Raw genomic sequence first — 13,179 nt, forward strand, 5'->3', positions numbered from 1 at the left:
CGGCCTCCGTCAGGGTTTGCGCTTGAAGGTGTCGCCGATCACGTCGGGGTCGACGCCGTCCGGCCCCGGCCGGGAAATGGCCGACTGGCCGATCTCGCGGGTCTTGCGTTCGGAGGTCAGGCCGTCGCGGCGCCCGGGCGGCAACGCCGCGTTCGCCGCCCGCCCGTCACTCTGCTGCTTGTCCTTGCTCATGCCGCCACTCCTGTCTTTCGGGAACCGGCGCGGGCGGGCCGGTCCGGGTCCCAGGTGATGACCAGCGTCGGTCCGACGTCGGCCGTGCAGGTGAGGGCGCCGTCCCGCCGTCCGGCGACCGCGCCGTCGATCCTGACGCCGGCCAGGGATCCGCCGCGCGGCGTCAGACGGATCATCCCGCGGTAGCCCGCCGCCCCGTCGAGGCGGAACGAGACCCTTCCGGGCGACAGGACCAGATCGGCCAGCCGGTATTCGGCGAATAGCCGGAACGGCGCGCCCGGCAGGTCGTGGAAGGCGCGTGTGACAAAGGTGAAGGGCGCGCCGCAGCCGTAGATCTCCTGGCCGACCTGACCGGGGTTCTGGCCGTCGCCGTAGAGATCCTCCACCGGGAAGGAGAGGGCGCGGTCGATATGCCCGTTCCGCACCTCCGCGTCGGGCGGAAACAGCGCCGCGGGCAGGGCGTCGGGGAAGTAGAACCAGGCGCGGCTGAGGGCATGGCGACGGTATTCGCCGAGCAGCAGGCGGACCGGGTCGGGCAACTCGGGACCACCCCGTCGCAGGATCTCCTCGAAGGCGTCGAACGTCTCGAAGCATTCGTAGAGCGCCATGTAGGGGCCGTCATGGAGGCAGGTGGCGCCCAGGAAGTTGGGGTAGTGGACGGCCGCCACGATCTGCGACTCCCACATAAGGCTGTTGTGGAAGACGCCGGCCAGCAGGGCGCCGGCCGTGCCGAGAAACTCGGCCCGGCCCGTGTCGCGCCAGAGGCGCACCGCCGCCGCCGCGCCCCAGGCGCTGAGGTTGGCCTGGTAGAGCAGTTCAAACCGCCACCCCTTGAGGGCGCGCAGGGCGGCCATGGCCTCGTCGCGGTAGCGCGGCTTGCCGGTCAGGTCCTGCGCCAGCAGCATGACGTAGGCGTAGATGCCGCCGACGTCCGACTGACCCATGCCCGGGTGGCCCCGGTCGGCCGTGATGACGTCCAGTGTCCTGACGTTGAACTTGATCGGCCAGTCGTAGCGGAAATGCCGGGCGACGTTGATCGCGTATTCGAGACAGTCGAAGAACAGAGTCCGGCAACTGTCGTCGCCCGCCAGCGCCAGGCGGCCGAGGTTCAGCAGCGGATGGTAGAGGTACCAGCTGTCGACCTCGTCGGCGTTCTTGTCGTCGCCGACGTTGGGGAGATAACGGCGCAGCGAGCCGAGCTCCGGATCATGGAATTTCCGCATGCCCGCCAGCAGCCTCGCCTCGAGCGCCACCGGCTTGCCGCGCCAGACCGCGTATTCGTGCAGGGACTGGGCGACGCTCAGCTGGACCATGCAGTCCGGGTATTCGGCGGCCGTGTAGGGATGCAGGTAGGTGTGTCCGTAGTGCTGGATCGTCGCCTTGGGCGACCGCGCCAGATGGCGCAGCGTCCGCTCGCACCGATCCGGCCAGTCCCGGAACTCCGTCGCCGGCGCATCGTCCAGACGGCTGCAGAGACGCGCCAGCAGCGTCAGGAAGGCGCCCGCCCGGTCGGCTTCGGCGCCGGCGTCGCCGGGCGTCCAGGTCAGCAGGGCATCGGACAGGACGAGGCTCTCGCCCGCTGGAAGGGCCTTGTCCGTAAACGGTTGAGGACGATAGCCGAGCTCGGGCCACTCGCCGCCGACAACCCCGTCCGGGGTCGTGCCCGACGCCTGGAACCAGGCGTTCAGCGCGGTCAGGTTCTGCAGATACATCACCGTGCCGAACGTTGAGCCGGGCAGGGTCAGGAACACCAGGCCGACGTTGAGCCCGCGCTGGGCCGCCTCGACCCGGCCTTCCGGCGGAGGGTCGCAGGGACGACCGGCCGGGTTCAGGACGTAGAGGTCGCGCGGCCAGTGAGCGACCACCAGGTCGGCGGCCGGCGTGAACCGCGTGGTGACGCGCACAAGGCTTTCCGCCGGTTCGAGCGCGATATCGACGACAAACCGGCCGAGGGAGCTCTCCGCCTCGAAGCAGCGATCACCGACCCGCCGGACCACTAGATCGCCACCGGGCGCCCAGGCGGTGCGCAGCGCCAGCCGCTCGCCGAGAAAGACCCACAGGGCGTCGCGGCCCTGTCGACAGTCGAGGGAGACCTCGCCGAACGGGATGGAGCCCAGCGGCTCCATCCCGCCCGCGGCGAGTTCGGCGTCCAGGGCCAGGGCCCCGACAGGCAGGCCCGGCGCACCGGGTTCGATGTCGGGAACGCGCCTGGCCATGGTTCAGGGTCGCGGCGCGGCGTCGCGCGGTTCGGCGGGCTGCTGGTCATCATCGACTGGCGCGCCTTCTTCCAGGTCGTGTCCCGAGAAGGTGCGCGTCTCCGGCGCCGGCAGGCCGTCCCGCTCGAAGGTCTCGGTCAGCTGGGCCTTGCGGGCGCGCATCTGTTCGCCGAGCAGGTCCATGTCGAGGCCGGCCTTGCGGGCCTGGGCGAACATGCCCTCGGCGCGCTTTTCCTCTTCCTCGACGTGGTGCTCGATCTGCTCGCTGAGCACCTTGACCTTGGCGTCGTAGAAGGCCTCGTCGGGCGCGCTGGCCATGAGTTCGGCGATCAGCACCTTGGCCCCGTCGTGCTCGACGTAGGCTTCCTCGAGCAGGTCTTCCTCGATGGCCCCCTTGCAGGCCGGATAGAAGATCTCTTCCTCGATCATCGCGTGGACGGTCAGTTCGGTGCAGATCTGCGTGACCAGCTTCTGCTTGCGGTCGGCGTCGCGGGCGTTCTCGAAGCTGGCGAACAGGTCCTCGACCTTGCGGTGATCGGCTTTGAGGAGCGCGATGGCGTCCTGGGTGTCGGCGGCCGTGGCCATGGCGATGATCCTTCCTGCGTCGACGCGGACTGCGTCAGACCCGGAAAATCGCGGCGCGGAATTCCGTTCCCGTAAAACGGTCGGGGCGTCGGATAGCCGACCCAGGGCTGCGCCGGTGACGATGTCCGGATCCCGCGAGCCGCCCGCGGGGCGGGCTGCCAGGATCGGGCGATATCCACAGAGGGACCGGACCATGGCCACCATCCGCATCGAAATCCCCGTCAAGGCGCCGGCCGCTGTCGTGTGGGACGCGATCGCCGACTACGGCGCGCTGCACACGCGGCTCGTGCCGGGGTTCGTGACGGACACGCGGCTCAAGGGCGACAGCCGGCTGGTGACCTTCGGCAACGGCATGACCGTGCGGGAACGGATTGTCGGCCTCGACCCGGGGTCGATGCGGCTGGCCTACGGCGTGGTCAGCGATCGGCTCACGCATCACAGCGCCTCCAACCAGGTGATCCCGGACGGCGAGGGCCGATGCCGCTTTCTCTGGATCGCCGACGTGCTGCCCGACGCGGCGGCCGGAGCGATGGAGGCGATGATGCGTCAGGGCGCCGAGGTTCTGCGCGCCACGGCCGAGGCCGCCGCCCGTTAGGACTGGAGGCGGGGGGCGGGCGCTGTTAGAAGCGCCGCCAACGGACGGGTGGTCGAGTGGTTTAAGGCAGCGGTCTTGAAAACCGCCGTAGGTGGAAGCCTACCGTGGGTTCGAATCCCACCCCGTCCGCCACCAACGCCGGCGCCGGCCCGACGGCGCGATCTGCGCCGGGTTCAGGCCGGCTTCCGGAAGCCAGCCGCCGCCATCACAGTATCCGCTCGAATAGCCGATGGACCCGAGCAGGGCGATGATGTCGCGTCGACAGTCTTTCCTGACGCTGTCTTCCAGCTCGACGAGCAGCGTCGGCTTGTCGCGCAGGATGGTGTCCCAGCCCCCGCGAAGGGCCTTCTCCTCATAGCCCTCCACGCCGATCTTCATGAAGGTGACGGGGGGCGAGATTCAGGCCCTCGATCGTGCGGACCGTCACCGGGATGCGCAGGCCGTCGCCTGCGTGACGATCGAGAGCCGCCCCCGAACCGTTCCAGCGGGCCCCGCCGCCCTTGTGCCGGCGCGGAACGACGAGTTCGGCCTGTCCGTCTATGTCGCCGATGGCCGTCTGGTAGGCCGTTACGCGCGGCAGCGCCGCCGACCGGATGCGGTTGGCCAGGGAGCCGGTGTTCGACGAACAGGTTGACCCCCGCGACGGTCCCGGCGACCCTCTTTTGCCGTCAAGGGGAGCCGTCGAATCATGGGTGTTGTGAGTTCTGTCCGGGGAGCGCTGCTCGGACTGTGCCTTGTCGCGGCCGCCGCCACGACGGCCGCGGCCGCAACGCCGGTCGAGCCGATCATCGACATGCACATGCACGCGCTGACCGCCGACGACCAGGGGCCGCCGCCGCTGGCGATGTGCACGCCGATCCAACCCATGCCGACGTGGGATCAGACAACCGACTACGCCGACCGTCTGATGGATTTCTTCAAGCATCCGACCTGCGCCGACCCGATCTGGTCACCGATGACCGACGGCGAGATATTGTCGCGCACGCTGGCCATCATGCAGCGCCGCAATGTCATCGGCGTGGTCAGCGGCCGGTACGCCCAGGTGAAGGTCTGGCAGACGGCCGCGCCGGACCGGGTGATCCCCAGCCTGATGCCGGACTTCCCGGTGCGCGGGAACCTCACCGCCGAACTCGCCGACGGCAAGAAGAAGGGCATGCTGGCCGTGGTCGGCGAGCTCGGCTTTCAGTACGAAGGCATCGCCCCGAACGATCCGCGGCTGGAGCCGATCTGGGCTGCGGCGGAGGCGAACGATCTTCCCGTCGCGATCCATGTCGGTCCGGGACCGCCCGGCGTCGCCTATCTGCCGGGTTCAGGCTATCGCGCGCGCCTCAGCAGCCCACTGCTGCTCGAGGATGTGCTGGTCAGGCACCCACGCCTGCGGGTCAATGTGATGCACGCCGGCTATCCGATGCTCGATGACACCCTGGCGCTGCTGTATGCCCATCCGCAGGTCTATGTGGACACTGGTGTGATCGTCTATTCGCAGCCGCGTCCGGCCTTCTATCGCTATCTGCAGGCGCTGGTGGACGCGGGCTTCGGCAAGCGGATCATGTTCGGCTCGGACCAGATGGTCTGGCCGGAAACCCTCGATCGCGCGATCGACGTGATCGACGCGGCGCCGTTTCTCAGCGCCGAGCAGAAGCGCGACATCTTCTACAATAACGCCGCCCGCTTCCTGCGACTGGACGCGGCCACGCAGGCGCGTCACCGGGCGATGGGCGGCGCGGAATAGAGGAGGCGACGGACGCCAGGCGTCCGCCGCCCCCGTCTCGCGGCCTACTGGCTGACGGCCGTGATCGTCGCCGTGCCCGAATTGCCGGCGGTGTCGGTGTAGCTGGTGGTGAAGCCGACGGCCGAGCCCATCTCGCCGAAGGTCACGCAGAGCTCCTGGCCCTGGACCTGGCCGCAGATCTTTTTCGCGGCCTGGTCGACGGTGTAGGCCGAGGCCGGACCGCCGTTGGCGCTGGCCGTGCCGTCGGAGTTGAACACGACGGTGCTGGTCTGGCCGGTGGCGCTGTTGGCGAACTCGACCGTGGTCGAGGCGGCGAGCGCCGGCGTGGCCATGAGCGCGAGCCCGGCGATGGCGATGAGCAGTCTGGTCTTCATGGGTGGTCCCCCTCGTTTCCTCGCGGCGAAGTGTCTCGCCGGCGCGGGGGAGGTTAGGCGCCGCTTCGGCGAACGGCAATCGATCAAACGCATCGACCCGGGCTCAAACCGGGCCGCGCCCGCCGCGGCCGGTTGCGCCCGGATCGGGATTGGCTGACCCTGACGTCGGGGTCGCGCCGCGTCGGCCGGGGAGGATGCATCATGAGCCGTTTCACCGGTCCGGTCCGTCAGAACGGCTATGTCGTGCGCGACGTGGAAGCGTCGATGAAGCACTGGATCGAGGTGCTCGGCGTGGGGCCGTTCTTCTACATCGAGAAGGTCCCGGTCGACTGGTTCCGCCATCGCGGCGTGGCCTACGACATCGACCTGTCGATCGCCCTGGCCAACAGCGGCGACCTGCAGATCGAGCTGATCCAGCAGCGCAACGACGTCCCGTCGCTCTACCGCGAGTTCGAGGCCCGGCACGGCGAGGGGCTGCAGCACATGTCCTGGTGGTCGACGACCTACCAGGCCGACTACGACGCCGCCCTGGCCCGCGGCCTGACGGTCGGCCACGAGGGACAGATCAACGGGCCCAACGGGCGCTTCGTCTATTTCGACACCGACCAGGCGCACCCCGGCACAGTGATCGAGCTGTCGGATGTCAGCGGAACGAAGATGCGCTTCTTCGACCATATTCGGCGCGCGGCCGTCGACTGGGACGGGCATGATCCGATCCGGCCGGTGAAATAGGCGCGCGCGCCTTGCGGTCAGCCCCTGACCTGTAGGATGGCTGCATGATGAACCCCACTCACGTCGGTCTGCTGCAGAACCTGATCCTGGCCACCGCGATGGTCGGGGTGACGGTGCTGATCCACTTCTGGGGGCTGATCCTGCTGTTGCGGATCATGGGCCATACCGGCCACCGGCTGCGGGCGGACCGGAGCCACACCGGCCAGGCGATGCTGGTGCTGATGGTGGTGTTCGGAATCTTCGCGCTGCACACGGTGCAGATCTGGCTCTACGCCATGCTGTACCTGGCGCTGCACGCCCTGCCGTCGCTTGAGCCGGCGCTGTACTTCTCGACCGTGACCTTCGTCGCGGTGGGCTATGGCGACGTGGTCCTGCCGGTGACCTGGCGTATGCTGAGCGCGATCGAGGCGGCCAACGGCGTGATCCTGATCGCGTGGTCGACCGCCTTCCTGTTCTCGGTGACCGGTCGGCTGCGGCTGCTCGAGCACAACTGGCTGGAGCCGCGGAGGCCACGCGCCGCCCCGCCGGCCGTCGGCGCGAACGCCGCCGACCGGCAGGACGCCGGGGATCAGTCGACCACGGCCCAACTGCCGTCGGGCTGACGGCAGGCCCGGCCCGTCGCGGTCTGCGGCCGGCCCTGGATATAGATCCGCTGGGTGAAGGTCGTGCAGCGGAAGCCGGCGCGATCCTGGTAATAGTTGCCGATCACCACATCGCCGCGATGGTCGTTGGCCGGATTGCGCCAGCTGTAGCGGCTTCCCGGACGGCCGGAATTGAAGCCGTCATAGTAGCTGCGATAGGCGTAGCTGCGGTCGGCGCAGTCGAGATTGCTGGTCAGTTTCGCGCCGACGGCCCCGCCGATGATGACCCCGGCCACCGTGGCGCCGCGATTGTGGTCGCCGCCCGCGGCGTTTCCGATCAGGCCGCCGATCAGCGCCCCGAGCAGCACGCCGCCGGGATCGGCCGAGTTGCGGCATTCCCGATAGTAGATGTCGTCGTTGTAGGTGTAGCGACGCGAGTAGCGCTGATCCCAGGTCCGGTCGCGGTCATCGCGATAGACGGTCTCAAGCACCAGGCCGGTGGCGATGGCCGCAAGGATGTAATTGTTGTCGCCGTAGCTGTACCAGCGATAGCCACGCGGCGGCTGACGCAGTCCGCGCTGGCGCCAGTCCTGGGCGTAGTGCTGGTTCTGCCGGTACTCCGGCGGCAGGCGATCGCCGCGCGACCAGCGCGGACCACCGGGGCGGTAGTCGTGAGACGGCCCGCGGCCCTTGAAATCCGGCCGGTCCCGGTCGGGATGGGCCGGCTGCGCCACGGCGGCCGAGCCGCCGGCGACGAGCGCCAGGACAAGGGCGGATGTGAGGACAGGTTTCATGATCGGCTCCTGAGGCCGTCCCGTCACGCGCCTGGATCCGTTGATCGGGCTTGTGCGGCGGGGCGGCCACAACCAGAGCCTGATCCCCGAAACGGGCAGACGCCTTGACCCACGTCAACCGCGCCGCGCGCTACCGCGCGTAGCCCACCGCCGCCGTCGCGCCGCTCTTTCCGCGCGCCGCGTCCGTGGCCCAGTCGAGATCCGACAGATATTGTTCCGCCACAGACAGATGGACCGGCGACAGCATCAGATGCAGCCCGCGCGGCTGGCTGGTTGCGCTGGTCACCCAGCCGCGTTCGTACAGCTTGCCGAGGATGGCCATGCAGTCGACGTCGTCGCGGGTGAAGGCGAGGATGCCGAGCTTCGGCGCGCCGATGACAGTGAAGCCCCGCGCCTTGACCCCGGCCTCGATGATCTCGCGCGCCTTGGTCACCTGGCCGTGCTTGTCGCGGTAGCCGTCGACCCCGAGCACGTTCATAACCGCCCAGGCCGCGGCGATGGCGCCGCCGGGGCGCGTGCCGGCCAGGGTCGGGGTGGTCATCTTGCCCGCCGGCCAGTCGCCGACCTCGAAGATCATGTGCTTCTTCAGGTCCTCTGACCGGAAGAACACCGTCGAGGCCCCCTTGGCGCAGTAGCCGTACTTGTGCAGGTCGGCCGACATCGACCGCACGCCGGGGACCTGGAAGTCGAACGGCGGGATGTCCGCGCCGTTCATCCGCACGAACGGGGCGATATAGCCGCCGACGCAGGCGTCCACGTGCAGCCACAGGTCGCGCCGCCCGGCCAGCGCGCCGAGGGCCTCGATCGGATCGATCAGGCCGTAGGGAAAGCAGGGCGCCGAGCCGACGATCATGATCGTGGCGTCATCGACCGCCGCCTCCATGGCGACCGGGTCGGCGAGATAGTCCTTCAGCGCCGTGCGGCGCACCTCGATCTCCATCACCCGGCAGGCCTTGTCGAAGGCCGGGTGGGCGGAGAAGGGCAGCACCAGGTTGAGCGGTCCGGTCACGCCGCGGACCTTGCGGGCGTAGTCGCGGGCGGCCTTCACCGCCATCAGGATGGAATCGGTGCCGCCGCTGGTCATCGACCCGGCCGCGCCCTCCGGTCCGTGCAACAGGGCGAGGCCGCCCGCCACCACCTCGCGCTCCATGCGCGCCAGGCTGGGGAAGGCCGCGGGGCCGAGGCCGTTCTCGGAGGCGAACATCGCGTAGGCCTCCTTCTGGACCCGTTCGACGTCCACCCCGGCGTTGAACACGTAGACGGCGGCCTTGCCGTCGCGCCATTTCACATCGCCGGCGGCCATCTCCAGCATCCTGGCGCGGGTTTCCGCCCACGCGGCGCCGTGCTCGGGGAGTGACTGGCTCATTGGTGTTTCCGTCCCTGGTCTTTCGCCCAGCCTAGCCTGCCGGCCGGCCGCGTCGAGCGGTTCTCGCGCCCGAACAGGGTTTTCGCGCTCTTAACCACGCTGAAAACCCTTTGCATCAGTCTGACGGTCAATGAACCGGGGAGGGGCCATGACCGCCTCACGCCAAAGACTGTCGACGGGCGCGCTGGCGGTGCTGCTGGCCTGCCTGGCCCTGGCCGCCTGCGCCTCGCCGCGCTACGCCGTCCGCGGCCCGGAGCCGTCAGGACCACCGCAACGCACCGCCCCGGGCGGACGGGTTCCGGGGACCATGAAGCCCTACCAGGTGCGGGGGGTCTGGTACACGCCACGCTACGACCCGGACTATGACCAGAAGGGCCTCGCCAGCTGGTACGGCGAGCAGTTCCACAACCGCAACACCGCCAACGGCGAGACGTTCGACATGGACGTCCCCTCGGCCGCCCACAAGACGCTGCCGCTGCCCTGCATCGTCGAGGTCACCGACCTGGAGACCGGGCGCAAGATCCGCGTGCGGGTCAACGACCGGGGTCCGTTCGTCGACGGGCGGATCATCGACCTGTCCAAGGCCGCCGCCGAGCAGCTGGGCATCGCGCGCAAGGGCGTGGCCCGGGTGCGGGTGCGCTATCTCGGCCCGGCGCCGCCGGCCAGATAGTCCACAGCTCAAAGCCCGCTCATTCTGGACATCGCGCCCGTTCCGTCCGATTGAGAGCGTCGTGGCGCGCGGAAAATTCATCACCTTCGAAGGCGGGGAGGGGACCGGGAAATCGACCCAGTCCCGCACCCTCACGGCCCGGCTCATGGCCGAGGGCCGAACGGCCATCCGCACCCGCGAGCCGGGCGGTTCCGACGGGGCCGAGGCGCTGCGCAGCCTGCTGGTCGAGGGCAAGGCCGACCGCTGGTCGCCGATGTCCGAAACCCTGATGATGAACGCCGCGCGGCGCGACCATCTGGAGCGGACCATCGTGCCGGCGCTTGAACTGGGCGAATGGGTGGTCTGCGACCGTTTCGCCGACTCGACCCGCGCCTACCAGGGCGCCGGCGGCGGCGTGCCGGCCGATTTCATCGCCACGGTCGAGCGGGCCGTCGTCGGCGACAACCGGCCGGACCTGACCCTGGTGTTCGACCTGCCGCCCGAGATCGGCCTGGAGCGCGCCTTCGGCCGCGACATGTTCGAGGTGCGGTTCGAGACCAAGGACTTCGACTTCCACACCCGGCTGCGCGCGGCCTACCTGGAGATCGCCAGGGCCGAGCCCGGGCGCTGCGTGGTCATCGACGCCTCGGGGACCGAGGACGAGGTCGCCGCCCTGGTCTGGACCGCCGTGACCGACCGGCTGGGCCGATGAGCGCCGAGCCCGTCCATCCGCGCGACGCCTTCCGGCTCGACGGCGCGGAAGAGCAGGAAAACGCCTTCCTAGACGCGATCAATCGCGGACGGCTGCATCACGCCTGGCTGCTGACCGGCCCCGAAGGCGTGGGCAAGGCGACCTTCGCCTTCCGCGCGGCGAGGCGGCTGCTCGGCGCCAGGCCTGATCCGGCCAACGGCGTCCTAGGCTCGCTGGGCTCCGATCCGGTCGTGCGCCAGGTCTCGGCGCGCTCGCATCCCGACCTGATGGTGCTGGAGCGCGTCGGCGAGGACGGCAAGCTGCGCAAGGTGATCCCGGTCGACGAGGCGCGCCGCCTGCCGGAGTTCTTCTCCCAGACCCCGGCTGTCTCCCCGTTTCGCGTGGCCATCATCGACGCGGCCGACGACCTGAACGTCAACGCCGCCAACGCCATTCTCAAGACGCTGGAGGAGCCGCCGCCGCGCGGGGTGATCTTCCTCGTCAGCCACGCGCCGGGCCGGCTGCTGCCGACCATCCGCTCGCGCTGCCGTCGGCTGGCCTTCACGGCTCCCGGCGAGGCGATGACGGTCGACTTCCTCACCGCGCAGAGCGACCTGACCCACGACCAGGCCGCGCGGCTGGCGCATATGGCCGGCGGCGCGCCGGGTCTGGCCCTGCGGCTGGCGGCGGCCGACGCCCTCGGCGCCGACGACGCGGCGCACGAGATCCTGCGCAACCTGCCGCGGCTCGATGAAGGCGCGCTGATGGTGCTGGCCGACAGCTTCCGCGGTCCGGAGGGGCAGGGGCGGTTCGACCTGCTGTTCGACCGGCTGTCGGCGCAGATTCACACCATGGCCACGACCCAGGCGATGGCCGGCGTGGGCGAGGGGCTCGACCGCTGGGTGCTGGCCTGGGAGCGGCTGCGGGTGCTGCCGTACCAGACCGAGGGCGTGAACCTCGACCGCGCCGACGCCTTCTGGACGGCCATGCGCGAACTGCGCGCCGCGGCGGCCGCCTGATGCTGATCGACAGCCACGTCAATCTGCACGCGCCGCAGTTCGCCGAGGATCGCCAGGCGGTGATCGACCGCGCCCGCGCCGCCGGCATCGGCCTGATGGTCAACATCAGCGACAAGGTCTCGACGTTTGACGTGACCTACGCGGTGGCCGAGTCCAACCCGGACATCTGGGCGACCGTCGGAACCCATCCGCACGAAGCCAAGGAAAATCCGGACCTTAAGGCCGATGTCCTCATCCGGCTGGCCGAGCGGCCGAAGGTGGTCGGCATCGGCGAATGCGGCCTCGACTTCCACTACGACCTCAGCCCGCGCGAGGTGCAGGCCGCCGTGTTCCGCCAGCACTGCATCGCGGCGCGCGAAACCGGCCTGCCGCTGGTCGTGCACACCCGCGAGGCCGACGACGTGATGGCGCAGATCCTCGAGGAGGAACACGCCGCCGGGCCGTTCCGCCTGCTGATGCACTGCTACACCAGCGGCCCCGAGCTGGCGCGGCGGGCCGCGGCGCTGGGATCGTGGTTCTCGGTGTCGGGCATCGCCACCTTCAAGGCGGCCCAGGAGGTGCGCGACATCATCGCCGACATGCCGGCCGACCGGATCATCGTCGAGACGGACTGTCCCTATCTCGCGCCCGTGCCCATGCGCGGCCGCCGCAACGAGCCGGCTTTCCTGCCGCATGTGCTGGCCAAGCTTGCGGAAATCCGCGGCTGGACGCCGGAAGACGCCGAGCAGCGCACCGAGGACGCCTTCTTCGCCCTGTTCGACCGGATTCCCAGGCCATGAGCGGCGTGCTGGAGGTGACCATCCTCGGCAGCGGCTCGTCCGGCGGCGTGCCGCGGGCCGACGGCGACTGGGGCGTCTGCGACCCGGCCGAGCCGCGCAACCGCCGCACCCGCTGCGGCCTGCTGCTGCGCCGCAAGGGGGAGGGTGCGCAGACCACGGTGCTGATCGACACCTCGCCGGACCTGCGCGAGCAGCTGATCGCCGCGCGGGTCCAGCGCATCGACGGCATCCTGTTCACCCACGACCACGCCGACCAGGTGCACGGCATCGACGACGTGCGGGCCTTCTTCCTGCGCCAGCGGGCGCGGATCCCGGCGTGGATGGACGCGCCGACGCGTGACGTTCTGTTGAAGCGTTTCGGATATATCTTTGAAAATACGGGCGGTTATCCGGCCATCCTCAACGCCGTGCCGCTGCCGCCGTACGGCCAGGCCTTCAGCGTCGACGGACCGTCCGGGGCCATTCCGGTCAACACCTTCGACCAGGAACACGGCCACATCCGCTGCGTCGGCTATCGCTGCGGGCCCGTGGCCTATTCGCCGGACGTCAACGGACTGCCGGAGGCCGCGTTCGAGGCGCTGGCCGGGGTCGACACCTGGATCGTCGACGCGCTGCGCCACACGCCGCATCCGACGCACGCGCATCTGGAGCAGACCCTGAAGTGGATCGCACGCGTGAAGCCGCGCCGCGCCATCCTGACCAACATGCATATCGATATGGATTACAGGGCTTTGCTGGCCGAACTTCCGCATGGTGTGGAACCGGCGTACGACGGCATGACTCTCGAGGTCGGGCTATAAAACGGCCGCGCCGGCCCTGACGTCTATCCCATATTTCCGATAATATTCCTTAGGCGCAATATCGATCCATCCGC

16 protein-coding genes and 1 tRNA gene are annotated in these 13,179 nt (G+C 69.5%); 10 read left to right on the plus strand and 7 right to left on the minus strand.

What is annotated here, in order from left to right; genetic code table 11:
- Positions 1 to 9: 9 nt before the first annotated feature.
- From AC1RN0_RS09940 to AC1RN0_RS09950, 3 genes are read right to left on the minus strand one after another with little or no spacing between them, the layout of a single operon-like run.
- Positions 10 to 192 (minus strand): hypothetical protein, encoded by a 183-nt coding sequence (locus AC1RN0_RS09940; protein ID WP_492787280.1) that lies wholly within the window; start codon positions 190 to 192, stop codon positions 10 to 12.
- Positions 189 to 2,408 carry a hypothetical protein gene (locus tag AC1RN0_RS09945; RefSeq protein ID WP_492787281.1) on the minus strand — a complete coding sequence of 740 codons (2,220 nt, stop codon included), beginning with the start codon at positions 2,406 to 2,408 and terminating at the stop codon, positions 189 to 191. The genes AC1RN0_RS09940 and AC1RN0_RS09945 overlap by 4 nt, the downstream gene beginning before the upstream one ends.
- A 3-nt stretch (positions 2,409 to 2,411) precedes the next feature.
- Positions 2,412 to 2,993 (minus strand): hemerythrin domain-containing protein, encoded by a 582-nt coding sequence (locus AC1RN0_RS09950; protein ID WP_492787282.1) that lies wholly within the window; start codon positions 2,991 to 2,993, stop codon positions 2,412 to 2,414.
- A 193-nt stretch (positions 2,994 to 3,186) separates the two neighbouring features.
- On the opposite strand from AC1RN0_RS09950, the gene AC1RN0_RS09955 reads away from it, so the two are divergent.
- A complete protein-coding gene (locus tag AC1RN0_RS09955) occupies positions 3,187 to 3,588 on the plus strand; it encodes an SRPBCC family protein (protein WP_492787283.1) in 402 nt (133 codons plus the stop codon).
- A 42-nt stretch (positions 3,589 to 3,630) separates the two neighbouring features.
- Positions 3,631 to 3,720, plus strand: a tRNA-Ser gene (locus AC1RN0_RS09960).
- Here AC1RN0_RS09960 and AC1RN0_RS09965 read toward each other — a convergent pair.
- Positions 3,688 to 3,966, minus strand: coding sequence for a hypothetical protein (locus tag AC1RN0_RS09965; protein WP_492787284.1), 279 nt, complete (start codon positions 3,964 to 3,966; stop codon positions 3,688 to 3,690). The two genes, AC1RN0_RS09960 and AC1RN0_RS09965, sit on opposite strands and share 33 nt — an antisense overlap.
- Before the next feature lie 310 nt (positions 3,967 to 4,276).
- Between AC1RN0_RS09965 and AC1RN0_RS09970 the strand changes: the two genes are divergently transcribed.
- On the plus strand, positions 4,277 to 5,320 hold the full coding sequence (locus AC1RN0_RS09970) for an amidohydrolase family protein (RefSeq protein WP_492787285.1): 1,044 nt from the start codon (positions 4,277 to 4,279) through the stop codon (positions 5,318 to 5,320).
- Positions 5,321 to 5,364: 44 nt separating this feature from the next.
- Here the strand turns inward: AC1RN0_RS09970 and AC1RN0_RS09975 are convergent, their stop codons facing one another.
- A complete protein-coding gene (locus AC1RN0_RS09975) occupies positions 5,365 to 5,694 on the minus strand; it encodes a hypothetical protein (protein WP_492787286.1) in 330 nt (109 codons plus the stop codon).
- Positions 5,695 to 5,895: 201 nt separating this feature from the next.
- On the opposite strand from AC1RN0_RS09975, the gene AC1RN0_RS09980 reads away from it, so the two are divergent.
- Together AC1RN0_RS09980 and AC1RN0_RS09985 are read left to right on the plus strand one after the other, a co-directional pair.
- Positions 5,896 to 6,426 (plus strand): VOC family protein, encoded by a 531-nt coding sequence (locus AC1RN0_RS09980; protein WP_492787287.1) that lies wholly within the window; start codon positions 5,896 to 5,898, stop codon positions 6,424 to 6,426.
- Between the two features lie 44 nt (positions 6,427 to 6,470).
- Positions 6,471 to 7,028: an ion channel gene (locus tag AC1RN0_RS09985; protein ID WP_492787288.1), complete on the plus strand. Its 558-nt coding sequence runs from the start codon at positions 6,471 to 6,473 to the stop codon at positions 7,026 to 7,028.
- Here the strand turns inward: AC1RN0_RS09985 and AC1RN0_RS09990 are convergent.
- Both AC1RN0_RS09990 and AC1RN0_RS09995 read right to left on the minus strand, forming a co-directional pair.
- Positions 6,995 to 7,801, minus strand: a complete 807-nt coding sequence (locus tag AC1RN0_RS09990; RefSeq protein WP_492787289.1) for an RT0821/Lpp0805 family surface protein — start codon at positions 7,799 to 7,801, stop codon at positions 6,995 to 6,997. The two genes, AC1RN0_RS09985 and AC1RN0_RS09990, sit on opposite strands and share 34 nt — an antisense overlap.
- A gap of 130 nt (positions 7,802 to 7,931) precedes the next feature.
- The gene (locus tag AC1RN0_RS09995; RefSeq protein WP_492787290.1) at positions 7,932 to 9,167 is read right to left on the minus strand and encodes a pyridoxal-dependent decarboxylase; all 1,236 of its coding nucleotides are present in this window, start codon (positions 9,165 to 9,167) and stop codon (positions 7,932 to 7,934) included.
- Between the two features lie 148 nt (positions 9,168 to 9,315).
- Between AC1RN0_RS09995 and AC1RN0_RS10000 the strand changes: the two genes are divergently transcribed.
- The 5 genes from AC1RN0_RS10000 (at position 9,316) to AC1RN0_RS10020 (ending at position 13,105) form a co-directional block, all read left to right on the plus strand.
- On the plus strand, positions 9,316 to 9,837 hold the full coding sequence (locus AC1RN0_RS10000) for a septal ring lytic transglycosylase RlpA family protein (RefSeq protein WP_492787291.1): 522 nt from the start codon (positions 9,316 to 9,318) through the stop codon (positions 9,835 to 9,837).
- A 61-nt stretch (positions 9,838 to 9,898) separates the two neighbouring features.
- On the plus strand, positions 9,899 to 10,528 hold the full coding sequence (gene tmk / locus AC1RN0_RS10005) for a dTMP kinase (RefSeq protein WP_492787292.1): 630 nt from the start codon (positions 9,899 to 9,901) through the stop codon (positions 10,526 to 10,528).
- Positions 10,525 to 11,526: a DNA polymerase III subunit delta' gene (locus AC1RN0_RS10010; protein WP_492787293.1), complete on the plus strand. Its 1,002-nt coding sequence runs from the start codon at positions 10,525 to 10,527 to the stop codon at positions 11,524 to 11,526. Before tmk ends, AC1RN0_RS10010 begins: the two co-directional genes overlap by 4 nt.
- Positions 11,526 to 12,305 (plus strand): TatD family hydrolase, encoded by a 780-nt coding sequence (locus tag AC1RN0_RS10015; protein ID WP_492787294.1) that lies wholly within the window; start codon positions 11,526 to 11,528, stop codon positions 12,303 to 12,305. The genes AC1RN0_RS10010 and AC1RN0_RS10015 overlap by 1 nt, the downstream gene beginning before the upstream one ends.
- On the plus strand, positions 12,302 to 13,105 hold the full coding sequence (locus tag AC1RN0_RS10020; protein ID WP_492787295.1) for an MBL fold metallo-hydrolase: 804 nt from the start codon (positions 12,302 to 12,304) through the stop codon (positions 13,103 to 13,105). The genes AC1RN0_RS10015 and AC1RN0_RS10020 overlap by 4 nt, the downstream gene beginning before the upstream one ends.
- Positions 13,106 to 13,179: the final 74 nt, after the last annotated feature.

This window comes from Caulobacter sp. GW821-FHT12F03, assembly GCF_058806855.1.